The organism is Streptomyces sp. NPDC058773, from assembly GCF_042746015.1.
In the GTDB taxonomy this organism is placed as follows: domain Bacteria; phylum Actinomycetota; class Actinomycetes; order Streptomycetales; family Streptomycetaceae; genus Streptomyces.
Window position 1 is genome coordinate 115,297 of the sequence record NZ_JBHYPE010000007.1, and the last position, 21,843, is coordinate 137,139.

The following is a 21,843-nucleotide window of genomic DNA, read 5'->3' on the forward strand; positions in this document are numbered from 1 at the left end:
AGAAACCTCCGGAAGGAGAAGGAATGCGGAACGTCCGCGGGATGCGGCCGTGCGGCCGGTTATCTCCGAACATCGTGGTGGCGGCCGGGGCGCGGGACATCACGGCGCGGGCCGTAAAGCGTCCGGGCGGATACCGAGGGGTGCCGGAAGGACTCCGAGAGGCCGGGCCGCCGGGCGGGGGAGCGGGGCGGCGCCTCCCGGTCAGTGGAAGCCGGCGGAGTCGACCAGCAGCGGCCACAGACCGGCCGTACGGAACAGATGCGGGAAGTCCTTGCGGCCGGTGATGTCGAGCTTCCGGTAGGCGCTGGAGAGATGCAGCTCCACCGTGCGGCGGGTGATGTGCAGCGTGGTCGCGATCCGTTCGTTGGTCGACCCCCGCACGGCGTCGATCAGGATCTGCTTCTCCCGCTTGGTCAGCTTCAGGACACCGCCCAGCGGCGAACGGCCGGCGGACCGCCCCTCGGCCGCCGCCAGCCGCTGCCGCAGCCGCCGCGCGAGCGGTCGTGCGCCGCACCGGTCGGCCAGTTCGAGCGCCGTGCTCAGTTGGGTGAGCGCCTCATCGTGGTGCCCTTCGTCGAACAACAGGCAGGCCAGATCGGCACAGGCATGCGCGAGGTCGTGGTCGGCGCCCGCCTCGGTCAGCAGCCGCACCGCCTCACGCAGCAGCTTCTCGCCCTCGGGGACGTGCGGCAGGGCACCGAGCACCCGCAGGGCGATGCCGCGTTCCCGCGCGGTGTCCGCGGCCTCCGCGGACCGCAGCAGCCGGCCCGCGGCGTCCCGGGCCTCCTCGTCCCGTCCCAGCTGGGTCAGCAGGTCGGCGGCGTGCAGGAACGCATGGCTGCCGCCGGTGGCACCCGACGGGCCGTCCGGGCCCCAGGCCTCGGCCAAGTCCCGGGCGGCGCCCGGCAGATCGCCGCTGTCGGCCCGCAGCCGGGCACGGGTGAGCCACACGTCCCGGTAGAGCCAGCCCGGCGGCAGGCTGCCCAGACAGCCGTGCTCCCGCAGCAGCGCGCGGGCCTCGTCGCCGCGCCCCATGGCGAGCTGGACCTCCGCCAGCATCCCCACGACCCAGACCAGCAGCGGGTGCTGGTACCGCGTCTTGTGGTGGACGATGGCCGCCACGCACTCACTGAGCTCGTCGTGGGCCGCCCGCAGCCGTCCGCGCAGCAGCGCCATCCGCGCGGTGACCGGCAGCAGCAGCGTCCGGTGCAGCGGGTGCTCATGGCACCGCGCACAGTCCTCGTGCCGTTCCAGGTGCGCCGCCACGGCCGCGTCCCGGCCGTTCCACGTCAGGACCATCAGCGCCATCAGCTTCAGCACCGGATGCAGGCACAGACCCGTGTCGGCCCGTAACGCCTCCTGCGCCTGTCTCACCGCGTCGGCCGGCCGGCCGCCGTCGAGGTGACTGCGCAGGGCGCCGATGACCAGCGCCGCGGCGGCTGCCTGCGCCGCTCCGCAGAAGTCGGCGTCCGCAGCCGTGGGTCTGCCCAGCCTGTGCCCCTTCGGCGCGAGGCGCTCCGCGCCGATCTGGGCCGCGGACGGCAGCGGGTAGGTGTTCAGGCAGTCGAGCATGCGGTGCACCTGGTGCCAGCCGGACAGGCGGGCCCACACGGGACCGGCGGTGATGGTCGTCCGCGCCGCCTCGCCGGGCTGGAATCCGAGGTACAGCGCGGTGCTGATCCGCGCCAGGAGGGGGAGGCGGAGCGCGTCGTCCGTGCTCTCCTCCAGGGTCCTGATCGCCTCGTCGATGCCGTGGACCCGGTTGATCGCCATGGTGGCGTCGGTGAGCCGGAGCAGCGCCTCCCGGCGGGCCTCGCCCGATGCCGTCTGTACGGCGTGCTCCAGGTAACGCCGGGCTCTGCGGGGTTCCCCCGCGGCGAGTGCCGTCCGCCCGGCCCGCATCAGCACCGCGACCGGCCAGGAGTCGTCCAGCGGCACCGTGGACGCGGTGAGATGACCGGCGATCTGCTCGGCCGGGGCCTGTTTGCCGTGGAGGTAGGTGGCGGCCGCGAGATGCGCGGCGTTGCGCGCCATCAGGGTCATCCGGCCCAGCAGTGCACGGCGTACGACGGGATGGCGCAGCGACAGCTTGTCGCTGTCCCCGGCCAGGTGCATACAGACCAGCAGATCGACCGCGGCGAGCGTCTCGGCCAGCGACAGTCCGCTGAGATGGCTGACGAGGAGCGGGCTCGCGGCCGCTTCGGTCTCCGCGATCGCGATGGCGGTGGCCACCTTCGCGGCGTTGGGGTCGATCCGTGCCAGCCGGGTCCCGATGAAGTCCGCGACGGCGGCGGGCCGCAGGGCGGCGGCCGGTGCCCGGCCGGGGGTGTCCGCCGGACGGTCGCGCAGGACGCGGGCGACCTCGGTGAGCATGAACGGGTTCCCGGCACAGGCCCGGTGACACTCCGCCACGACCTCGGCCGCCGGAGTGCGGTGCAGCGTCCGCCGCAGCAGCGTGGCGGCCTGTGCCTGGGTGAGCCCCGCCAGCCGCAGGTGCCGGGCACCGACCAGCAGCTCGTGGCGCTCGCCGGGACCACCCCCGCGCTCGCCGTCCCGCACGGAGGCCACCAGGAGCACGCGTGTGAGATGAGGGGGCAGCAGCGCGCGCCGGAGGAGTTCCAGCGATGCGGTGTCGGCCTGGTGGGCGTCGTCCAGACCGATGACCACGGACGCGCCGGACGCCAGCTCCGCGAGGGCGGTCAGGACCAGCGGGAGCAAATCGCCGGTGTCCGCCCGGGGCGATGCAGGCGGGCCCGTGCGGTCCCCGGGCGACGACAGGGCCGCTTCGATGGCCGTGCGGCAGCTGTGCGCCTCCGGCAGCAGAGCGGCGAGTTTCCCGGCCAGTTGGTGCGCGAGGCCGAGCGGATGATTGCGGTCGTGAAGCGAGCACACCAGGTCGATGGTGTGACACCCCTGAGCACGGGCGGAGGCCGAGAACGCGCGAAGCAGGCCGGTCCGCCCGATCCCGGGTTCTCCGGTCACGAGAAAGCGGACCGCTTCGCCTCGGGCGCACTCCTCCAGGGCTTGGCCGAGCAGGCGCATCTCACTCTGACGCCCCGTCATGCACATGTGCAGCCCCTCGTCTGTGCGATGCATGAAGCTCCTCTGTCACAAGTCACTGCTCTTTCCCCTCCAGCACCAACTGTGTGCTCACAACGACGGCAATTTGAACGACCTGGCCATTGCCCTTCATAAGAGGCAAACAGGCAACGCGACATCGGTGTCATCCGCCCCGAGGCACGCGTCCACCGCGATCCGCCCCTCCCGTCGGCGCGGCAGGCCGGCTTCGCAAACATCGGTTTCCGGTCACCGTGCCGACGGCCATCAGGGCGCTCGGCGGCTGTGCGCCACACGTCGAAGTGGCCCTGGAACCAAGGGAAATGACCGACCGCGCCTACGGTATGGCAATGCGTCCCGCGGGGCCTGAGGCGCTTCGTCCCGCCGACTTGCGAACGCATCACGCGCACCCCGGAAGCCACGCCCGAACTGCTCCGGCAGGTGATCGCGACCGGTCCGAATCCCACCGGTCGCGATCACCGCCTGGGCGTAGCCTGACCCCGTCGAAGCCCAAAGCGTCGCGCATCACCCCCCTGCAAAGAGAGGTACCGAACGTGCCCGCTGTCGCACCCGACGGACGCAAGATGCTGCGCCTGGAGGTCCGGAACAGCCAGACCCCCATTGAGCACAAGCCCGAGTGGATCAAGACCCGGGCGACCATGGGACCCGAGTACAACCACCTCCAGAAGCTGGTCAAGGACGAGGGTCTGCACACGGTCTGCCAGGAGGCGGGCTGTCCCAACATCTTCGAGTGCTGGGAGGACCGCGAGGCCACCTTCCTCGTCGGTGGGGACCAGTGCACCCGCCGGTGCGACTTCTGCCTGATCGACACGGGCAAGCCGCAGGAGATGGACCGCGACGAGCCGCGCCGGGTGGGCGAGTCCGTCGTCTCGATGGACCTCAACTACGCCACGATCACCGGCGTCGCGCGCGACGACCTTGCGGACGGCGGCGCCTGGCTCTACGCCGAGACCGTCCGGCAGATCCACGCGATGACCGCGGACCGCAAGGACGGGCGCACCCAAGTGGAGCTGCTCGCCCCCGACTACAACGGGGCGCCGGCCGCACTGGCCGAGGTCTTCTCGTGCCGCCCCGAGGTGTTCGCCCACAACGTCGAGACGGTCCCGCGGATCTTCAAGCGCATCCGCCCCGGCTTCCGCTACGAGCGTTCCCTGGAGGTCATCACCAAGGCCCGCGAGGCCGGACTGGTGACCAAGTCCAACCTGATCCTGGGCATGGGCGAGGAGCGCGAGGAGATCAGCCAGGCGCTGCAGGACCTCTACGACGCGGGCTGCGAGCTGATCACGATCACCCAGTACCTGCGCCCGTCGGTCCGCCACCACCCCATCGACCGCTGGGTCAAGCCCGCCGAGTTCGTGGAGCTCAAGGAAGAAGCCGAGGAGATCGGCTACGCGGGCGTCATGTCCGGCCCGCTGGTCCGCTCCTCCTACCGCGCCGGCCGCCTCTACCGGCAGGCCGTCGAACGGCGCGGCTCGGCACTCGCCTTGCGGGGGTGAGCGTCCCGGCCCGACATCGCGGCGGCCCCGGGCCCCGAGCCGGACGGACACCGGGGCCGCCGCGGTTCACGGGCGGGAGGCGTGTCGACGAGATCGAACAGGCCTTCCGGATGATGGCGTCGAAAGAGGACGGCATCATCAAGCCGCTCGTCCACTTCGACGCGGACCGTGCGTAGACCGTCCGTACGCTCAGTGGAACTGCTTCAGCTGTCCGGGCCGCTCGAAGTAGAAGGCCCGCGGCCCTTCCGGTTCGCCGGCTTTCGCGCAGAGGCATGCCGCGGGGCGCCCTTCGACCAGCCTGCTGCCGTTGAGGACGGGCTTGCCGTCGAAGCGGCGGCCGGTGGTGCCGAAAATGTGCGTTCCCCGGCTCAGCCGCATCAGTCCGGTGACGACCTGTGTCGCCGCCACGGGCAGCTCACCGGACACGAAGGGAACGGAAAAGAAGAGGTTCCTTTTCTCCCGCGCCGCCGGCCCGGCCCACAGCGCGACGGTCACCGCCGCCCCGTCCAGATCCGGAATGCAGCCACGCACCCAGAAGTGCCCGGAAATCGGCGCGGTCGTGTAGTGCCAGAGCGCCGCGACAAGGGCACGCTGCGCCCGCCAAGGGCACTCGGGCGAACAGATCACTCGTTCCCACGGGGCGGACATGTCATCTCCCTCAGACTTCGACATCCGTTCACGGCCCGAGCGGCGGCCAGCCGAAGACGAGCGCGGCGAAGAGGCTGAAAATCCACAGCACGGCGAGCGCGGCGACCACGCCCAGCGCACCGATCCCGATGACAACTGCCTTGGCTCCTGCGGAATTTGCCATGGCGCCATCTTCCCTCTCGCGCCATACCGGGGGTCCGGCGGGGTAGGGCGAGGTACGGAGCCGTTACGGGTGCCCCATACGGACAGCATCCCCCCGGCCGCCCGGCTCATGGCCGGCTTTCCGCGCGCCGGGTGCGGAAGCGGCGTACGGCGTCGCGGTTCGCGCAGGCATGGGAGCAGTAGCGCTGCCGGCCGGCCCGGGTGAAGTCGCCGTACACGCGAGCGCACTCGGCCAGGGCGCAGCGGCCGAGCCGGTCCATGCCGCGTCCCGTGAGGTGGAGTGCGGTGCCGACGCTGACCACGGCCCGCACCACGCCGGCCAGGCCCAGGCCGTCGTCGCGGTAGTGGAGGTGCCAGCCGCCGTCGGCATGGTCGGTGAGCCGGGGGTGGCTCGCGGAAGCCGTCAGCAGGTCGTTGAGCGCGGCCGCCCGCTGCCGGGGTGTGCCGGCATCGACCACTGCGAGCCAGCGCGGGATGAACTCCAGGATCTCCGCCAGGTCGGCGTCGCTCACCGGCCGGTCGATCGCCATGCCCGCCGCGGCACAGCGCTCGGCGAACTCCCCGGGGGAGCGGGGCGGTTCGGCCGCCAGGCCGGTGATCAGCCGTACGGGATCTTCCCCGTAAGGGTTCTGCTGCATAAGCCCATTACAGCAGGCTGTGGCGAGTCACTCCCGTCCTCGGAAGGAACCGCTGATGCGCATCTGGCTGCCGCTGGTCGCCACCTGCTCGGGAACGTTCTTGTTACTCGTCTACTCGACGATCGTGACGGTGGCGCTTCCCGGGATCGCCCAAGACCTCCACGCCGACTTCGGCTCCCTGCAATGGATCATCGATGTCTACACCCTCGCGCTGGCCGGCCTGCTGCTCGGGATGGGATCACTCGGCGACAACCTGGGCCGCAAACGTCTCTACCTGACCGGCCTCACGGTCTTCGGCGTCGCCACCCTCGCCTGCGGTGCGGCGGCCGACGTCGGTGTGCTGATCGCGGCACGCGCCGTACAGGGACTGGCCGGTGCCGCGATGTTCTCGACGCTGCTGCCGCTCATCGGGCTGACGTACACCGGGCGCGACAAGGGCGTGGCCTTCGCGGTCTGGGGTGCGGTCGCCGGTGCCGCGGCGGGGGTCGGCAACGTCGCCGGTGGCATCCTGACGCAGTTCCTGTCCTGGCAGTGGATCTTCTACGGCGGAGTGCCGCTCTGCCTTGCCACGGTGGCGCTCTCCGCGGCGGTACTGACCGATGACACCACCACCGCCACCCGCATCGACTACCTGGGCATCGTCAGCTTCACGCTGGCTGCCCTCGGCATCACCTTCGGCATCATCCGCGGGGGTGAGCAGGGGTGGTCGTCCGGTTCGGCCGTGCTCGGGTTCGTCGTCGGGGCGTCGATGCTCGTGGTGTTCCTCCTCGCCGAACGCGCCGGCAGCGCCCCGATGATCTCGCTGACCCTGTTCCGCAAGCGGGAGTTCAACGGCACCCTGGTCGCGGCCCTGGGCTACTACCTCGCCGCATTCGGGGCGCTGCCGGTCATTTCCCTCTGGCTCCAGGACGGCCTGGGGCTCAGCGCGCTGGCCACCGCCCTGGTCATCACCGTGCAGCCGGTGGCCTTCATCACCACCTCGGCCGTGGCCGGCAGTGCGCTGCACCGGCTGCCCGCGCACCGGACCCTCGGCGGCGGCGCGCTCACCGTCGGAGCGGGCAATGTCCTCCTGCTGGCGACCGGCGCCGTGTCGTCCTGGGCCGCGCTGCTCCCCGGCCTGGTGGTCACCGGGATCGGTGCGGGCATCGTGTCGCCGGTCCTGCCGTCCGTCGCCATGGCCGGCGCGCCCGCGGCACAGAGCGGAGTCGCCTCCGCCGCGGCCAACTGCGCCCGCCAACTCGGCCTCGCCCTGGGCATCGCCGTGCTCGGTTCCGTTTTCCACCAGTGCTCCCCCCTCTCCGGCGGCAGCGACGGGCAGGCGTCCTACGCCCCTGGTCTGACCGCCGTGTTCGCCGTCGCCGCCGCCATCGGACTGGCGAGCGGCGGCCTCGCACTCCGGCTGCTCAGGCCACAACGCCCTGCGGTGGGACCGGTACAGGCCGTGTGAAGGGGGGCGCCGTCCTGTCCCGGGCCGCGCCTCCGGGTGCCCGCGGGGCGGCTGTCAGCAGGAGCCCCCCGGCCCCCGGCGTCGTCACCTCTCCCTGATGGCGGCGCGGATGATGGCGCCGTCGGAGACCGTGTAGGTCCCCTGGAAGACCCGTACCGAACCGTCGGTCTGGGTGGCGTGGAGGACGGCGCTGACCTGTCCGAAGCTGCCGTCGTCCACCGCGCTGAGCTCGATGGCCGCCGTGGAGTCGAAGCCGGACTTCCACTGTGAGTACGAGGTGCCGCCGATGTTCTTGCCGCCGAGGTCCCAGGCCGCCGAGAAGTCCCGGGCGTTGATGTCCCGGTAGTACTCCTCCACGACCGCGCTCGCGCTCTCGGGCGACGGCGAGGTGTCCGCCGGGGTGGGGGAGGTGAAGTCGGTCGGCGGCGGCGACTCGTAGTAGCTGGGCGGGGAGGAGGTGAGGCCGGTGGGCGGCAGGGAGCCGATGGCCGGGTCGGGGGTCGGGGTGGGCGAGGAGCTGATGCCGATCGTCTCGCCGTCGTACGACGAGCCGGTGGACGAGGAGAGGACGACGGCGGCCACGACGCCCGCCACGACCAGCGCGGCCATCAGCCAGAGCAGCCACAGCGGGAGGATGGTGGTCCCCACCCGGACGTAGCCGTGGCCGGTGTCCGCGACGGGCCGGCCGGTGCCGGTCCCCGGGGCGCCGCCCTCCCGCGGCATACCGCAGCTCGGGCAGAGCGTGGTGGCGGCACCCTCATCGAGCGCGCCGCAATGTGTGCAGGACGGCATGGTCATCTCCCCCCGTCCGTCGTGTTCCTGGACCCGGCCCGTGCGTCGGACCGGCTACAGCCCCTTGACCGCCTCTTCGATCGCCACCGCCAGGGAGGCCAGGGCGGTGAACCCCGGCACCGCGGCCACCAGCGCCCTGGCGAACACCTTCAGCTTCCCCTTGCGCGGGGTCTCCGCGGTGGCTTCCTCGCGTGCGTCCTCGGCGGCCTCGATCAGGTCGTCCCGCTCGGGGTGCTCGGACCGGCCGAGTTCGTCGATCAGCTGGGTGAGCAGCGTGCCGAGGTCCTCCGACGAGGGCTGCTGCCCGTTGCCGTAGTGGGTCAGACCGCTGTCCCGGACCTCCGCCTTGGCGTTCTTGCCACTGGCGACGGCGTTGCCGACGACGTTCGAGCCACCGGTGGCGATGATCCCGTCATTTCTGCGCATGCGGATTCCTCATTCCTTTTCTGCTGTCAGTCCAGCTTGATCCGGGGGAGCTTGTTGAGAATGTTCATCGCACGGGACTTGTCACCGGAGGCCACCGAGCTGGAATCCACCCGTGCTCCGTTGGACGCGATGATGCCGTTGTTGATGATGGCCTGCTGGCGCTCGATCAGCTCGCCCGCGTCGATGTCGTGCTCTTCGGCGAATTCGACGAGCGCGTCCAGGACCCGCTTTTCCACGGTCTTCAGGACCATGCTGCTGTCGGACTTCTGGAAATGGCGGTGGTGACGGAGGGACGCGGCCTCCCGGCGGACGCTCATCCGGGCCCCGTAGTCGAAGCTGCGCAGCTTGGTGATCAGCTTGTTCTGACGGCGCATCCGGCGGGACATCCAGTGGTCGGGAGCGAATCCCGCGATGGCCCGCACGGGGGAGGCCAGCAGGATGAAGAAGGTGCTGATCGCCGTCTTGGAGACCAGTGTGGCGACCTCGCGCGCGGGCGGGCGGGGCATCAGGGTGTCGATGACCCGGTAGCGGTCGAGCAGCGGGAACAGCACCGTCGGGACGGCCTCCACGAAGAGATTGGAGTCCGACCGCACAAAGCGCAGAAAGAGCGAGGTGACCAGCTCGCCGCCCCAGCCGGTGGAGTGCACGGCCAGATAAGGGCGTGCCCCTTCCTCGGGCGTCCGCTTCAGCGCGTCCATCTGATCGAACGGAATCCGGGGTACGGGCCGGCCGAGCGGATCGGGCAGAAAGCGGGTGTCCGCCAGAATGGTCGCGCCGTCGGCGAAGAGCCGCTCCTCGATTTCCAGGCAGGGCAGCGACAGGGTGCCGACGCGTTCGGCGATATGGGTGTAGAGCTCGGTGACATCGAATTCCTGCGGCTCGCCACCCGGCTGGCTCGGTGTGGTGACATCGAACGTCAGGGACCACGAGTCGAGTTCGGAGCCATAGCCGATGAACGGTGAATAGCCGCTGTAGGTGGTGACGTTCCCGTCGGCGTACGCGCCGATCTGGCGCAGGCGGCCCGCGATGGCGTTGTTGAGCGGCGGCGGCGCGTCCGCCGGGTTGAACCGGTCCGGGCGCAGGCTCTGGAGGTGGCGACCGTACTTCGTCGAGAGCTCGAAGGAGAACACCGTCACCCAGGAGAGGAGGAGCACCAGCAGGGTGATGACGCCGTCGCCGACCCAGAAGGTGAACACGAGGGCCAGCAGGAGCAGAACGGTGAGCACGAGGTCCCGGCCGTGCCGGCGGGCGTTGGCCAGATAAGCGTGCCGGAGCACCACGGGGACGTCGCAGCCCGGGGCCGCCGCCACTCCCAGATGGGGTTCGGCGGCGACCTGTTTGATGAGCGATCCGGCGTAGGCGCGGTCCAGGTAGGCGGCCGCGCACAGGTATCGGGTCAGGTGCCGGCCGTTGCCCCACCGCGGCACGGTGGTGCGATGGGCGGCGGCCCGGCCGGGCGCGGCCGAGGCGGGTGGTGGAGTATCGGCCGTCTGCTGCGGCAGCGTCGCGGTCGTCGCGCCGTCCTGCACGGCCGTACCGCACTTGCTGCAGAACGCGGCGTCCGGAGCGGTGCCCCGGCCACATCCGGGGCATGTCGTCGAATCCGTCATCGCTTCCCCCCTACGCACGTGAGCCGCGCTCACGTGCGCTCAGTGCACCACAAGAGCATTCTGAGCAAATGTCGCTGTCACTCTTTGAGGCTGGACCGTTACAGAATCATGGTCGGGGTGGATGTCGACCCGTGGGTGAGGTGGTGGGGGAGCGGCCCGGGTGATGGCCGATTGCCGCTGTTCGTGGGGCAGTTGAGCCGATCAGGGGGGCTGATGGGGGCTCCGTGAAAGCTGTCCACTGGGTAGTGTCGCGCGGGAGCGGCGCCGGACGGGGGGCGAGGTGCCCTGGCCGGAGCGCGGCACCTGACCAGTCCTCAGCAGTGACCGACCGAAGCGGTGGTATCCATGGCAGATCACGACCTGACCGGTTTCGACCGTGGCACCTTCACCCACGACGGCACCACCCACCGGATTCTGCGGCGGGGCACCGGGCCCGCCGTGATCGTGCTGGCGGAAATACCGGGGATCACACCGAAGGTGCTGGAGTTCGCGGCGCGGGTGGCCGACCTCGGCTGTACCGCCGTGCTGCCGGTGCTCTTCGGCAAGCCCGGCCGCGATGCCGACGCCGCACACATCGGCCGGCTGAGGGCCGGGCTCTATATGGCCTCGTCCATCGGGAAGGTGTGTGTGAGCCGGGAGTTCACCGTGCTGGCCACCGGGAAGTCCTCCCCGGTGGTGACCTGGCTGCGGGCCCTGGCCGCGCACGAGCACGGGCGGTGCGGCGGTCCCGGCGTCGGGGCCGTCGGCATGTGCCTCACCGGGGGCTTCGCGCTGGCCATGGCCGCCGATGAGCGCCTGCTCGCCCCGGTCCTGTCCCAGCCGTCGCTGCCGGTCGCCGTCACCCGGAGCCGGGCCGGGAGGATCGACATCTCCGCCGAGGAGCTCGCCACCGTCCGCGGGCGGTGTGAGCGCGAGGGCCTGCGGGTCGTCGGGCTCCGGTTCCGTGGCGACCGGCTGGTGCCGGGCGACCGGTTCGCCTTTCTGCGCCGCGAACTCGGCGACGCGTTCACCGCCGTCGAGTTGGACGACTCCGCCGCCAATCCGGATGCCGTGAGGGCGCCGCACTCCGTCCTGACCGAGCACCTCGTCGACGAGCCGGGCCAGCCGACCCGCGCGGCGCTGGACGAGGTGCTCGGCCTGTTCCGTACGCGTCTGCTCGGACAGCACCGCGGGGCGGCGGCGGAGGCACCGGCCGCCGAGGGCGGTGAGTGACGTCCGGCGCGGTCAGCCGTGGGCGTCCGGCGGGAACGGCCGGTCGGGCGGGGCGGCGAGGAAGGAACTGACCAGGGAGCCCGCCTCGGCGCGGCACTCCTGGAAGTAGGCGTGGCGGGCGGTGGGGAAGAGGTGCATCCGGGCCCGGGGGATGCGGTCGGCGAGCAGCGGCGCGTTGGCCGCGGGGGTGAGCCGGTCCTGCTCGCCGTGCAGCACCAGGGTGGGGGCGGTGATCCGCGGGAGAGCGTCCCAGGCGTCGTGCTCGTTGCTGGCCACGAGGTGGCCCCGGCGGGCGTGCGGGGGCATCCCGGGGTCGCCGAGCGTGGTGTACGGGCCGGGGTGCTCCGCCAGCCAGGCGGGGGAGTACATCAGGTCGAGCAGGGCCTGCCGCGAGGCCGCCGGGTCGGCCTGGGCCAGGGCGCGCCGTACCGAGCCGTCCCGTTCCTGTGCATGGGGGCCGCCGGGTGAGGTGCACCCCAGGACGAGGCGGCGGACCCGGTGCGGATGGCGGGCGGCGAGCCACTGCGCGACGCGGCCGCCCATGGAGGTCCCGTACACATCGGCCTGCTCGATCTCCAGGGCGTCCAGGACGGCGATCACGTCGTCGGCGAACAGCTGGGTGGAGTAGTTCCCGGTGGGTTTGCCGCTGGCTCCGGTGCCGCGGTAGTCCATGGTGAGCGTGGCGTGGGTGGCGTGGAAGTCCGCACGCACACCGTCCCACCAGTGGTGGTTGTTCGCCTGCCCGGGAAGGAGCACCAACGGGCGTCCAAAGCCGTGCCGTTGGTAGGCCAGGACGGTGCCGTCCGGGGCGTGGGTCGAGGCGTTCAGCCGCTGGGCGTGGTCGGTCATGCCGTTCCTCGGGTCTTCCTGGACGAAGTGGTCCGCGGGTCACCGGGCTGCGCCCGCCGGCCGGGCTGTCGGGGCGCCGCCGCGGGGAGCTGCGCGGAGGGCCATGTGCCGTGCTGTATAGCGGAGTTGACCTGGTGAGTGAGTTCCCGGGCGACGGCCTCGACGGCCGGCGGGGTGCGCCCCGCCCGCGGCGTGCCGAGGACGATCGAGCGCCACACGTCGGGTGCGCACAGCGGCGCGGCGCTCAGCGTCCCGTGCGCGACATCGTCGGCGATGCCCACGCCGGGCAGCACGGTCCAGCCGTGACCTGCGCGCACCAACTGCTTCTGCACGCGAAGGGAGTTGGTCTGCACGGCCACGTCCAGGGTGGCGTCCGCCTGCCGCGCGGCGGCGTCGATCAGGGTGCGCAGGGCGTGGCCGGCCGCCGGCATGACGAGGGGGTGCTCCGCCGCCTGCGCGAAGGGGACCGGGCGGTCGGGGCGCAGGCCGTCGGACGGGGGCGCGACCACCCAGAGGTTCTCCCGCAGCAGGGGGTGGGCGTTCAGCGAGGGCGTGCTGTCCAGGTTGTACAGCAGCGTCAGGTCCAGGTCGCCGGCGTCCAGCCACTGCTGGAGATGGCCGGAGTACGCGGTCATCAGGCGCAGCTCGATGCCGGGATGCTCACGGGCGAGCGCGGACACCAGCGGCGCCGCCAGCAGATCGGCCGTGCTCTCCAGCAGGCCGAGCGTCACGATGCCGGTCACCACCCCGGGAGCCGGCTGGATCTCCGCGCGGGCCCGGTCGAGCTCGGTCAGGGCGCGCCGGGCCCGCTCCACCATGACCAGCCCGGCCTCCGTGGGGCGCATGCCGTGCCGGGTCCGCTCGAAGAGCGTGGCCCCGAGATCCTGCTCCAGTGTCCGGATCTGCCGGGTGACGGCCGGCTGGACCAGGTGCAGCAACTCCGCCGCCCTGGTCACGCTGCCGACCTCGGCCACCGTGACCAGCGCCTTGAGTTGTTTGACGTCCACCGTCCGCTCCTGACCGGCCATCCGTACCCGGCATGGCACCATCAACACTCGTTATGACACCGGGCCTGCCATGAGGCTTCATGATGCCACTGCTCAGGTAATGCTCACCCGGAGTCCGGCCGCATGCTTCCCGCAGCCGCCGGGCCGCCGTGTTCCCCCGGCCCCTGGAGGTCCCCGCATGACCGAGTTTCCGCTCTCCGGCATCACCGTCGTCAGCGTCGAGCAGGCCGTGGCGGCGCCCTTCGCCACCCGTCAACTGGCGGACCTCGGCGCCCGGGTGATCAAGGTGGAGCGCCCGCAGGAAGGCGACTTCGCCCGCCGGTACGACACCACGGTGCAGGGGCAGTCCAGCTATTTCGTCTGGCTCAACCGGTCCAAGGAGTCCCTGACCCTGGACCTGAAGTCGGCGCGCGGCCGGGACATCCTGGAACAACTGCTGGCCGGCGCCGATGTGTTCGTACAGAACCTGGCCCCCGGCGCCGCCGCCCGGCTGGATCTGGACGCGGCCTCGCTCGGGGCGCGGTTCCCCACGCTGATCCCCTGCACCGTCTCCGGCTACGGCACCACCGGGCCCTGGGCCGACCGCAAGGCGTACGACCTGCTCGTCCAGTGCCAGACCGGTCTGGTGTCCCTCACCGGAACCGCCGAGGAGACCGCCCGTGCGGGGGTGTCGGTCGCCGATATCGCCGCCGGGATGTACGCCTACTCGGGCATCCTGACCAGCCTGTATACCCGGGCGGTCAGCGGTGTCGCCCGCGCCGTGGAGGTCTCCCTCTTCGAGGCGCTGGCCGAATGGATGAGCCAGCCCGCCTACTACACCCGGTTCGGCGGCACCCAGCCGCCGCGGCTCGGCACCCAGCACGCGACCATCGCTCCGTACGGGGCCTACACCGCGGGCGACGGCCAGGAGGTGCTGTTCTCCATCCAGAACGAGCGCGAGTGGGCCGCCCTGTGCGAACGGTTCCTGGAGCGCCCGGACCTGGTGGACGATCCGCGGTTCGCCACCGGCCCGGACCGGGTCGGGCACCGGGACGCGCTGAACGCGATCGTCGCCGAGCGGTTCCGGCGGTCGGACAGCCGGGAGGCGATGGCGGCGCTGGACGCCGCGGGCATCGCCAACGCCGGGGTGAACGGCGTCGCGCAGTTCCTCGACCACCCGGTGCTCCGGGAGCGGGACCGCTGGCGCGACGTGGGGATTCCCGGCGGTACGGTGCCGGCGCTGCTGCCGCCGGCCGACCTCGCCGGCACCGGCACGCGGATGGACCCGGTCCCCGCGGTCGGCGAACACACCGAGAGCATCCTGACCGGGCTGGGACTCGACGCCGCCGAGATCGCCGGCCTCCGCGCCGACCGCGTCATCTGAGCCGCGAGCGGGCCGGGGCGACGCACCGCACGCCGTCCGGCCGAACCCCCCACGACCGTCAGCAAGGAGCAGCGCAGCATGGGCACTCTCGACATCCTCTCCGGGGACGAGCGGTTCATCGTCGGCACGGTGCACGACTTCGTGGACCGGGACGTCAAACCGGTGGTCCGGGAACTCGAACACACCGACACCTACCCCGCGGCGCTCATCGAGCGGATGAAGCACCTCGGGATCTTCGGCCTCGCCGTCCCCGAGGAGTACGGCGGCACGCCGGTCTCCACACCCTGCTATGTGCTCCTCACCGAGGAACTCGCCCGCGGGTGGATGAGCCTGGCCGGTGCCATGGGCGGCCACACCGTGGTCGCGAAACTGCTGCTGCACCACGGCACCGAGGAGCAGAAGTCCCGTTACCTCCCGCGGATGGCCACCGGCGAGATCCGGGCCACCATGGCGCTGACCGAACCCGGCGGGGGCTCCGACCTCCAGGCCCTGCGCACCGTCGCCCGCCGCGACGGGGACGGCTACCTGGTCAACGGGGCGAAGACCTGGATCACCAACTCCCGGCGCTCCCGGCTGATCGCCCTGCTGTGCAAGACCGACCCCGACGCCACCCCGGCGCACCGGGGCATCTCGATCCTCCTCGTCGAGCACGGGCCCGGTCTGACGGTCTCCCGCGATCTGCCCAAGCTGGGCTACAAGGGCGTCGAGAGCTGTGAACTCTCCTTCGACGACTACCGCGCACCGGCCGACGCGGTGCTCGGCGGCGTCGAGGGCAAGGGGTTCGCCCAGATGATGAGGGGCCTGGAGACCGGCCGGCTCCAGGTCGCCGCACGGGCCCTCGGCGTCGGCCGGGCGGCGCTGGAGGACGCGCTCGCCTATGCCCAGGAGCGCGAGTCGTTCGGCAAGCCGATCTGGCAGCACCAGTCGATCGGCAACTACCTGGCGGACATGGCCACCTCCCTCTCGGCGGCGCGCCAGCTCACCCTGCACGCCGCCCGCGAGGCCGACGCCGGCCGGCGGGTGGACATGGAGGCCGGGATGGCCAAGCTGTTCGCCTCCGAGACCGCCATGCAGATCGCCCTCAACGCGGTGCGCATTCACGGGGGTTACGGCTACTCGACCGAGTTCGACGTCGAGCGGTACTTCCGTGACGCACCGCTGATGATCGTCGGCGAGGGCACCAACGAGATCCAGCGCAAGGTGATCGCCGGGCAGCTCGTCGAGCGCGGGGGCCTGGACGGGGGACAGTGAGCGGCGGAATGGCATCCCTGCCCCGGTCACACCGGCCCCCGTCACCCCCGTCCCCGTCACGCCCCTCCGCAGATCGCCGCGGGCACCGGCGCCGGGGCCGTCGGGGTGCCGTTCAGTTCGGCCAGTGACCCGTCCAACGCCTCGATGAGGTAGTCCTGCTGACTGTGCGTCAGTTGGGTATGGCAGGGGAGATTGAGCTGCGACTCGAACCAGCTGCGCTCGGCGACCGGGCATTCGCCGCGCAGGTGCCCGCGGTGCCGCCACTGCGGCAGCAGATGCTGGGGGAAGTACCGCAGCTGGATCTCCACCCCCCTGCGGTCCAGGGCCAGCACCAGCCGGTCGCGCAGCTCCTGGTGCTCGGCGAAGCAGGTGTAGAGGTGGTAGGCGTGCGTGCTGTGCGCGGGCGCCGACTGCGGGGTGAGGAACGGGTAGCGGGCGAGCACCTCGTCCAGCCGCCCGGCCAGCGCGCGCCGCTTCGCCCCGGCGGTGTCGACCCAGGCGAGCTGGGCCTGTCCGAGGGCCGCGACCGCCTCCGGCATCGTCGCGTCCCTCCCGGGCAGCCGCCGTGAGCCGGCGTCCCGGAGCGGGGCGGCGTACGCGGTCCCCGGCAGCCCGGCCGGCTGCGGCCGGGGGTGCGCGGTGCGGGCGTCCGGGTCGTGGGCGCGCAGCCGGTACAGACGCTCCGCCCAGTCGTCCCGGTCACAGGTGATGAGCCCGCCCTCGCCGAGCACGGTGCTGGTCCGGGTGTTCCGGAGGCCGAAGGTGGCGATGTCCGCCAGTGACCCGGCGCTGCGGCCGCGGTAGCGCGCGCCCAGCGCATGTACGCAGTCCTCCAGTACGAGGAAGCCGTGGCGCCGTGCCAGTGCCATGACGGTGTCCATCTCGGCAGGGCAGCCGCCGTAGTGCACCAGCAGCAGGGCCCGGGTGCGCGGGGTGATCAGCGCCTCCAGCGCGACCGGGTCGAGGTTGAGGGTGGTGGGGTCGACATCGCAGAACCGGACCCGTACGTCGTGGTCGAGCAGCGGCTGGACGGTGGCGCGGTGGGTCTGCGGGGTGGCGATGACCTCGTCGCCGGGGGCCAGGTCGAGCATCCCGATCGCCAGTTGGAGGGCGGCCGCTCCGCTGTTCACCGAGACCGCGTGCCGGCTGTCGACCGACTCGGCGAAGGAGTGCTCGAACCGTTCGCGGCGGGTGCCGGCCGGGAGCGGCGTGCTCTCGTGGACCAGCTCGGCCAGCACGGCCGCCTCGGCGTCGGTGGACAGGCTGCCCCGCTTCTCCCAGGGCACGACGTAACTCTTGTCCAGCATCTGTTTCCCCCAGGTCGTCTCTGGTGCACCCGGAGAGGTGCAGTCCTATGACAGTCGAGAAGGGGGATGTGGGTGAAGGGTCAGCGGCGGTCAGCAAGGTCAGTTAGGTCAGCTTCCGCCGGCCGGGGACCGGTGCCGGACGCCACGGCGCTGCGGACGGCCCGGGTTCAGTTGCCCGCCGGTGGCGGTGCCGTGCTGCCGCGGGGGACGAGTTCGGTCGGCAGGACGATGTGCCGCTGGTGGGCGCCGTCGGCGTCGTCGATCACCGCGCGGGCCAGCCGGACCGCGGTGCGGCCTATCTCGGCGGCGGGCTGGGCCAGCGTCGTCAGACCCAGGACCCCGGCCATGACGTGGTTGTCGAAGCCCATGACCGAAACGCGTCCGGGTACCGGGACGTTGGCCTCCCGGAGCGCCGCCAGCAGCCGGAACGCGAAATCGTCGGTCTCGGCGAACAGCGCGGTCGGCGGGTCCTGGAGGCTCAGCAGCCGGCCCACCGCCGCGCCCATCCCGCTGCCCTTCCAGCCGCGCACGCTCATCACCAGCGCGTCGTCGTGCCCCACACCCGCCTCCGCCAGGGCCCGCAGATGCCCGGCGAGCCGGTTCTTGCTGCTCCAGGTGAAGCCGGTCTCGTCGGACGTCTGGAGGAAGGCGATTCGCCGGTGCCCGAGATTGAGCAGATGGCGGGTGCCGCGCAGCGCGGCGTCCGCGTCGTCGACATAGACGCTGGGGCGGCCGTCGGCGTGCTGGCTGACGAAGACGAGCGGCATGCCCAGATCGTCCAGCCGGGCCCGCTCGGCGGGGGAGAGGGCGAAGCTCACCACGAGCAGGGCGTCGGCATTGCGGCGGGCGGGCAACCGGTCGAAGAAATCGGCGCGTTCGCGCACATCGGCCACGCTGTAGACCAGCAGGTCGAGACCTGCCTCGCGCAGCGCGGGCGCCATACCGGCCAGCGCCGCGCTCAGGAACCACGTTTCCAGGTGCGGGGTGAGTACGGCGACCCGTCCGGTGCGGCCGGTCACGAGACTGGAGGCGCTGCGGGTGATCGCGAACGAGAGCTCGCGGGCCGCCGCTTCCACCCGGGCGCGGGTGCCGTCCGAGACCGTCGACAGTCCGCGCAAAGTGCGCGAAACGGTGGATACCGAAACCCCCGCCCGATGGGCCACATCGGCCATCGTGGCCTCGCTCCGAGCTGAGGACATGCCGGGACGCTAGCACAAAAAGATGATGACAGCGTTGCCAGCAGAATTCCCGGAGAAATCCGTTGCTCACCAGCCGTTGACCTGACGACAAGGCCACTTCTAGCCTGCAAGCGCTGTCATCGAAGACAGGCAAGACGTGAGGAGCACTCATGGCCTTGAGCCGCAGAACCCTGCTCGCGGGCGGTCTCGCCGCCGGAGCCGGGCTCACCAGCGGTTGCGCGGGCAAGCCCTTGGACACCCTGTTGACCCGGGCTGCCCACGTCCCGCGTACCCCGGCCACCCTCGTCTGGTGGGTGTCCGAAATCCCCTCCCGGAACGGCCCGGTGGTGGCCGACCTGATCATCCGCGCCTTCGAGCGCCGCAACCCGCACCTCCGGGTCCGGAAGTCGAACGCCCTCAGCACCACCGACGCCAACCGCGCCGCGGTCACCACCCAGCTCGCCGGGGCCTCACCCACCCCCGACGTCTACCTCGGGGACACCACCTGGCCGGCCCAGTTCGGCGCCAACTCCCTTGCGCTGCCTGTGCAAACGCTGCTGCCCAAGGACTTCTGGGCGGACTATCCGGCGGCGCTGCGGCGGGTGAGCGAGTACCGCGGAGCGGTGTACGCGCTGCCCTTCTTCACCGACAGCGCCTTCCTCTACTACCGCAAGGACCTGCTGGCCAAGCACGGTCTGCCGGTGCCCCGCAGCTGGGAGGAGCTGCTGCGCACGGCGCGCAGAATCCAGCGGGCCGGGGACGCCGCCTACGGCTTTCTCTGGCAGGCCTCCGTATCGGAGTCGCTGACCTGCAACGTCACCGAGTTCCTGGCCGACGCCCAGGCCCCCGTACTGGACGAAGCGGGCCGGGTGGCGCTCAACGGGCCGGGTGCGGAGCGGGCCTTCGCGCTGATGCGGGAGTTCACCGAGACCGGTGTCACGCCCCGTACGGTCACCACCTACGCGGAGGCGGACTCGCAGGACACCTTCACCGGCGGCCGCGGGGTCTTCCTGCGCAACTGGTCCTACGCCTGGGGCAACGCGGCCGACCGCTCGGTCTCCAAGGTGGCCGGCCGGGTCGGTGTCGTCCCCCGCCCCGGCTTCGACGGCGACGGCCCGCGCGGCGTGAGCTGCGCCGGTGGCTGGAGCAATTTCGTCAATCCCAACTCCCAGCACCTCGGGGCCGCGGTCGCCTTCGCCCGCTTCTGCGCCGGAGAGGAGGCGCAGATGATCCTGCTGAAACACGCCGGGGTGATTCCGGCACTCGATGAGGTACTGACCCGGCCGGAGGCCCGCCGGGCCGGTGATCCGACGCTCCTGCGGGCCAAGGAACTGCGGCTGGTCGCCCGGCCGGTGCAGACCCCGTACTACCCCCAGGTCAGCAAGGCGCTCTACACCCAGGCCAACGCCGTGACCGGTGGCCGGACCTCGCCCGCCGAGGCCGTGCGCGCGGCCCGCGCCGATGTCCGGACCGCGCTGGAAGGCAGGGCCCTGTGAATGCCGTTACCTCCTCCGCGACCTCCTCCGGCACCGTTCCGCGGCGTCCGGCCACGCGGCCGGCCGGACCGGGCGGCGGACTTGCACCGCGCGGCGGCGGCCCGGCCCGGGTGAGCCGCCGCGGGCAGGCCCGCACCGGCTGGCTGTTCGCCTCGCCGGCGCTGCTGACCATCGCCGCCGTGACGGTCTTCCCCGTGCTCTTCTCGGTGCTGCTCAGCTTCGCCGATGTGCGCCTGGAATACGGCGGGTTCCGTCTCTCGTCCCTGACGGGTGACCACTACGCCGCCGTGCTGAGCAGCCCGGAATGGCGCCATGCGCTCCTCTTCACCTTCGGCTTCACCGTCGTCACCGTGCTGCTGGAGCTGGTGCTCGGTACTGCGGCGGCGCTCGTGCTGGAACGGCTGGGGGCGGCCCGCGGCGGGGTGCTGGCGGTCCTGCTGCTGCCCTGGGCCCTGATCAATGTCGTCGCCGCCCAGTTGTGGGGCTATCTCTACAACGGCACCTACGGCGGGCTCACGTGGCTCTTCGAGCAGATCCTCGGCAGCCAGCCGGACATCCTCGGGCAGCCCGCCTCCGCCATGGGCGCCATGGTGGTGGTCGACGTCTGGAAGACCACGCCCTTTGTCGCGATCGTGGTCCTCGCCGGGCTGATGCTGATTCCCGGCGATGTCTACGAGGCGGCGGAGATCGACGGCGCCGGTGCCTGGACCACCTTCTGGCAGGTGACGCTGCCGCAGCTGCGGCCGATCATGGCCATCGCCGTCCTCTTCCGCATCCTCCAGGCCTTCGGCATCTTCGACCTGCCGTTCGTGCTGACCCAGGGCGGACCGGGCACCGCCACCGAATCCCTGGCGATCCTCGGCTACAAGACCCTGTTCCAGAACCTCGACATCGGCCGCGGCGCGGCGGTCGCCACCACCACCGCCGTCATCGTGATCGGTTGCTGTCTGCTCTTCCTGCGGGTCTTCCGGACGCAGGCCGACGAAGGAGGGCGGGCATGAGCCGCCGTGCACCCGAGACCGGTATCCGCCGGTACCTCAACGCCGTCAACCTCGGCGGTCTGGCGATCGTCGTGCTGTCGACCCTGCCGCTGTACTGGATGCTCTCCTCGTCCTTCAAGGGACCGGGCGAGATCAGCGCCGCCCCGCCCAGCCTGGTACCGCAGTCGGCGACGCTCGGCAACTACGCGGAGGCGTTCATCCGCAACGGCATCGGCCGCTATCTGCTCAACAGCGTGGTGGTGGCGTCCGTTTCCACCGCCGCCGTGCTGGGGCTGTCCTTCTTCGCCGGCTACGCACTGGCCCGCACCCCGCTGCGCGGCCGCGGAGCCATCATGACCGCACTGCTGATGCTGTCCGTCTTCCCGCCGATCGCGCTGGTCGTGCCGCTGTTCCTGCTGGAGCGGCAGGCGGGACTGCTCAACAGCTACGCGGGCCTGATCGTGCCCTATGTCGCGCTCAATCTGCCGTTCGCCATCTGGATCATGCGCAACTACCTGGCCGGTATCCCCCGGGAGCTGGAGGAGGCGGCCACCGTCGACGGCGCCGGGCCGCTGCGCACCGTCCTGACCGTGATCGCGCCGCTGGCCCGGCCGGGCCTGTTCACCGCGGGCATCTTCACCTTCACCGCGACCTGGGCGGAGTTCCTGCTGGCGCTGACCTTCAACAGCGAGGACGGCCACCGCACCGTGCCGGTCGGCATCGCCCTCTTCACCAGCCAGTACACCGTCCCCTACGGGACGCTCTTCGCGGGGGCCGTGGCGGCCACCCTGCCGATCGGCGTCCTGGTCCTGATCTTCCGCCGCTCGATCGTCTCGGGCATGACCTCAGGGGCGGTGAAGGGATGACCCCGGCCTCCCCGCCGGGCCCCGACGGGCCGTCCCC

The 21,843-nt window shown here is 71.6% G+C and carries 19 protein-coding genes; 8 read left to right on the forward strand and 11 right to left on the reverse strand.

The window, feature by feature from the left end; all coding sequences use genetic code 11:
- Nucleotides 1-201 precede the first annotated feature (201 nt).
- On the reverse strand, nucleotides 202-3,096 hold the full coding sequence (locus ACFW5B_RS08930; protein ID WP_386435460.1) for an AAA family ATPase: 2,895 nt from the start codon (nucleotides 3,094-3,096) through the stop codon (nucleotides 202-204).
- Between the two features lie 515 nt (nucleotides 3,097-3,611).
- On the opposite strand from ACFW5B_RS08930, the gene lipA reads away from it, so the two are divergent.
- The gene (gene lipA, locus ACFW5B_RS08935) at nucleotides 3,612-4,574 is read left to right on the forward strand and encodes a lipoyl synthase (protein ID WP_386435462.1); all 963 of its coding nucleotides are present in this window, start codon (nucleotides 3,612-3,614) and stop codon (nucleotides 4,572-4,574) included.
- A gap of 189 nt (nucleotides 4,575-4,763) precedes the next feature.
- Here lipA and ACFW5B_RS08940 read toward each other — a convergent pair whose 3' ends face one another.
- The 3 genes from ACFW5B_RS08940 to ACFW5B_RS08950 form a co-directional block, all read right to left on the reverse strand.
- Nucleotides 4,764-5,222: a hypothetical protein gene (locus tag ACFW5B_RS08940; protein ID WP_386435465.1), complete on the reverse strand. Its 459-nt coding sequence runs from the start codon at nucleotides 5,220-5,222 to the stop codon at nucleotides 4,764-4,766.
- A gap of 28 nt (nucleotides 5,223-5,250) precedes the next feature.
- Complete coding sequence (locus ACFW5B_RS08945; RefSeq protein ID WP_386435468.1) at nucleotides 5,251-5,385, reverse strand: hypothetical protein; 135 nt, start codon at nucleotides 5,383-5,385, stop codon at nucleotides 5,251-5,253.
- 106 nt (nucleotides 5,386-5,491) lie between these two features.
- Nucleotides 5,492-6,022, reverse strand: coding sequence for a CGNR zinc finger domain-containing protein (locus ACFW5B_RS08950; protein ID WP_386435470.1), 531 nt, complete (start codon nucleotides 6,020-6,022; stop codon nucleotides 5,492-5,494).
- A 55-nt stretch (nucleotides 6,023-6,077) separates the two neighbouring features.
- Between ACFW5B_RS08950 and ACFW5B_RS08955 the strand changes: the two genes are divergently transcribed.
- Nucleotides 6,078-7,469 (forward strand): MFS transporter, encoded by a 1,392-nt coding sequence (locus tag ACFW5B_RS08955; protein ID WP_386435473.1) that lies wholly within the window; start codon nucleotides 6,078-6,080, stop codon nucleotides 7,467-7,469.
- A gap of 84 nt (nucleotides 7,470-7,553) precedes the next feature.
- On the opposite strand, the gene ACFW5B_RS08960 is transcribed toward ACFW5B_RS08955, so the two are convergent.
- Genes ACFW5B_RS08960 through ACFW5B_RS08970 form a run of 3 tightly spaced genes read right to left on the reverse strand, consistent with a single transcriptional unit; the run spans nucleotide 7,554 to nucleotide 10,297 of the window.
- Nucleotides 7,554-8,261, reverse strand: a complete 708-nt coding sequence (locus ACFW5B_RS08960) for a hypothetical protein (protein ID WP_386435476.1) — start codon at nucleotides 8,259-8,261, stop codon at nucleotides 7,554-7,556.
- 54 nt (nucleotides 8,262-8,315) lie between these two features.
- Complete coding sequence (locus ACFW5B_RS08965) at nucleotides 8,316-8,687, reverse strand: hypothetical protein (protein ID WP_386435479.1); 372 nt, start codon at nucleotides 8,685-8,687, stop codon at nucleotides 8,316-8,318.
- A gap of 26 nt (nucleotides 8,688-8,713) precedes the next feature.
- Nucleotides 8,714-10,297, reverse strand: a complete 1,584-nt coding sequence (locus ACFW5B_RS08970) for a zinc ribbon domain-containing protein (RefSeq protein WP_386435482.1) — start codon at nucleotides 10,295-10,297, stop codon at nucleotides 8,714-8,716.
- Between the two features lie 345 nt (nucleotides 10,298-10,642).
- Here ACFW5B_RS08970 and ACFW5B_RS08975 point away from each other — a divergent pair, with 345 nt between their 5' ends.
- Entirely contained in the window at nucleotides 10,643-11,509 is an 867-nt protein-coding gene (locus ACFW5B_RS08975; protein ID WP_386435485.1) for a dienelactone hydrolase family protein, read from the forward strand.
- A gap of 12 nt (nucleotides 11,510-11,521) precedes the next feature.
- Here ACFW5B_RS08975 and ACFW5B_RS08980 read toward each other — a convergent pair whose 3' ends face one another.
- Both ACFW5B_RS08980 and ACFW5B_RS08985 read right to left on the reverse strand, forming a co-directional pair.
- Nucleotides 11,522-12,358 carry an alpha/beta fold hydrolase gene (locus ACFW5B_RS08980; RefSeq protein ID WP_386435488.1) on the reverse strand — a complete coding sequence of 279 codons (837 nt, stop codon included), beginning with the start codon at nucleotides 12,356-12,358 and terminating at the stop codon, nucleotides 11,522-11,524.
- Entirely contained in the window at nucleotides 12,355-13,407 is a 1,053-nt protein-coding gene (locus ACFW5B_RS08985; protein ID WP_386435491.1) for a LysR substrate-binding domain-containing protein, read from the reverse strand. Before ACFW5B_RS08985 ends, ACFW5B_RS08980 begins: the two co-directional genes overlap by 4 nt.
- Nucleotides 13,408-13,543: 136 nt before the next feature.
- Between ACFW5B_RS08985 and ACFW5B_RS08990 the strand changes: the two genes are divergently transcribed.
- A complete protein-coding gene (locus ACFW5B_RS08990; protein WP_386435494.1) occupies nucleotides 13,544-14,728 on the forward strand; it encodes a CaiB/BaiF CoA transferase family protein in 1,185 nt (394 codons plus the stop codon).
- A 78-nt stretch (nucleotides 14,729-14,806) separates the two neighbouring features.
- The gene (locus ACFW5B_RS08995) at nucleotides 14,807-15,979 is read left to right on the forward strand and encodes an acyl-CoA dehydrogenase family protein (protein WP_386435496.1); all 1,173 of its coding nucleotides are present in this window, start codon (nucleotides 14,807-14,809) and stop codon (nucleotides 15,977-15,979) included.
- A 56-nt stretch (nucleotides 15,980-16,035) separates the two neighbouring features.
- Here the strand turns inward: ACFW5B_RS08995 and ACFW5B_RS09000 are convergent, their stop codons facing one another.
- Together ACFW5B_RS09000 and ACFW5B_RS09005 are read right to left on the reverse strand one after the other, a co-directional pair.
- Nucleotides 16,036-17,286: a DegT/DnrJ/EryC1/StrS family aminotransferase gene (locus ACFW5B_RS09000; protein ID WP_386435499.1), complete on the reverse strand. Its 1,251-nt coding sequence runs from the start codon at nucleotides 17,284-17,286 to the stop codon at nucleotides 16,036-16,038.
- Between the two features lie 167 nt (nucleotides 17,287-17,453).
- Nucleotides 17,454-18,485, reverse strand: coding sequence for a LacI family DNA-binding transcriptional regulator (locus tag ACFW5B_RS09005; protein ID WP_386435502.1), 1,032 nt, complete (start codon nucleotides 18,483-18,485; stop codon nucleotides 17,454-17,456).
- Between the two features lie 149 nt (nucleotides 18,486-18,634).
- On the opposite strand from ACFW5B_RS09005, the gene ACFW5B_RS09010 reads away from it, so the two are divergent.
- The 3 genes from ACFW5B_RS09010 to ACFW5B_RS09020 are packed head-to-tail and all read left to right on the forward strand — an operon-like array spanning nucleotide 18,635 to nucleotide 21,806.
- Nucleotides 18,635-19,960, forward strand: coding sequence for an extracellular solute-binding protein (locus ACFW5B_RS09010; RefSeq protein WP_386435505.1), 1,326 nt, complete (start codon nucleotides 18,635-18,637; stop codon nucleotides 19,958-19,960).
- Nucleotides 19,957-20,961: a carbohydrate ABC transporter permease gene (locus tag ACFW5B_RS09015; RefSeq protein WP_386435508.1), complete on the forward strand. Its 1,005-nt coding sequence runs from the start codon at nucleotides 19,957-19,959 to the stop codon at nucleotides 20,959-20,961. Before ACFW5B_RS09010 ends, ACFW5B_RS09015 begins: the two co-directional genes overlap by 4 nt.
- Nucleotides 20,958-21,806: a carbohydrate ABC transporter permease gene (locus ACFW5B_RS09020; RefSeq protein WP_386435516.1), complete on the forward strand. Its 849-nt coding sequence runs from the start codon at nucleotides 20,958-20,960 to the stop codon at nucleotides 21,804-21,806. Before ACFW5B_RS09015 ends, ACFW5B_RS09020 begins: the two co-directional genes overlap by 4 nt.
- The last annotated feature ends 37 nt before the right edge of the window (nucleotides 21,807-21,843 follow it).

Excerpts from the sequence above, each read along its gene's own strand:
- ACFW5B_RS08930 (WP_386435460.1), bottom strand. The coding sequence starts at position 3,096 with ATGCATCGCACAGACGAGGGGCTGCACATGTGCATGACGGGGCGTCAG.
- ACFW5B_RS08940 (WP_386435465.1), bottom strand. The coding sequence starts at position 5,222 with ATGTCCGCCCCGTGGGAACGAGTGATCTGTTCGCCCGAGTGCCCTTGG.
- ACFW5B_RS08945 (WP_386435468.1), bottom strand. The coding sequence starts at position 5,385 with ATGGCAAATTCCGCAGGAGCCAAGGCAGTTGTCATCGGGATCGGTGCG.
- ACFW5B_RS08950 (WP_386435470.1), bottom strand. The coding sequence starts at position 6,022 with ATGCAGCAGAACCCTTACGGGGAAGATCCCGTACGGCTGATCACCGGC.
- ACFW5B_RS08955 (WP_386435473.1), top strand. The coding sequence starts at position 6,078 with ATGCGCATCTGGCTGCCGCTGGTCGCCACCTGCTCGGGAACGTTCTTG.
- ACFW5B_RS08960 (WP_386435476.1), bottom strand. The coding sequence starts at position 8,261 with ATGCCGTCCTGCACACATTGCGGCGCGCTCGATGAGGGTGCCGCCACC.
- ACFW5B_RS08965 (WP_386435479.1), bottom strand. The coding sequence starts at position 8,687 with ATGCGCAGAAATGACGGGATCATCGCCACCGGTGGCTCGAACGTCGTC.
- ACFW5B_RS08970 (WP_386435482.1), bottom strand. The coding sequence starts at position 10,297 with ATGACGGATTCGACGACATGCCCCGGATGTGGCCGGGGCACCGCTCCG.
- ACFW5B_RS08975 (WP_386435485.1), top strand. The coding sequence starts at position 10,643 with ATGGCAGATCACGACCTGACCGGTTTCGACCGTGGCACCTTCACCCAC.
- ACFW5B_RS08980 (WP_386435488.1), bottom strand. The coding sequence starts at position 12,358 with ATGACCGACCACGCCCAGCGGCTGAACGCCTCGACCCACGCCCCGGAC.
- ACFW5B_RS08985 (WP_386435491.1), bottom strand. The coding sequence starts at position 13,407 with ATGGTGCCATGCCGGGTACGGATGGCCGGTCAGGAGCGGACGGTGGAC.
- ACFW5B_RS08990 (WP_386435494.1), top strand. The coding sequence starts at position 13,544 with ATGACCGAGTTTCCGCTCTCCGGCATCACCGTCGTCAGCGTCGAGCAG.
- ACFW5B_RS08995 (WP_386435496.1), top strand. The coding sequence starts at position 14,807 with ATGGGCACTCTCGACATCCTCTCCGGGGACGAGCGGTTCATCGTCGGC.
- ACFW5B_RS09000 (WP_386435499.1), bottom strand. The coding sequence starts at position 17,286 with ATGCTGGACAAGAGTTACGTCGTGCCCTGGGAGAAGCGGGGCAGCCTG.
- ACFW5B_RS09005 (WP_386435502.1), bottom strand. The coding sequence starts at position 18,485 with ATGTCCTCAGCTCGGAGCGAGGCCACGATGGCCGATGTGGCCCATCGG.
- ACFW5B_RS09010 (WP_386435505.1), top strand. The coding sequence starts at position 18,635 with ATGGCCTTGAGCCGCAGAACCCTGCTCGCGGGCGGTCTCGCCGCCGGA.
- ACFW5B_RS09020 (WP_386435516.1), top strand. The coding sequence starts at position 20,958 with ATGAGCCGCCGTGCACCCGAGACCGGTATCCGCCGGTACCTCAACGCC.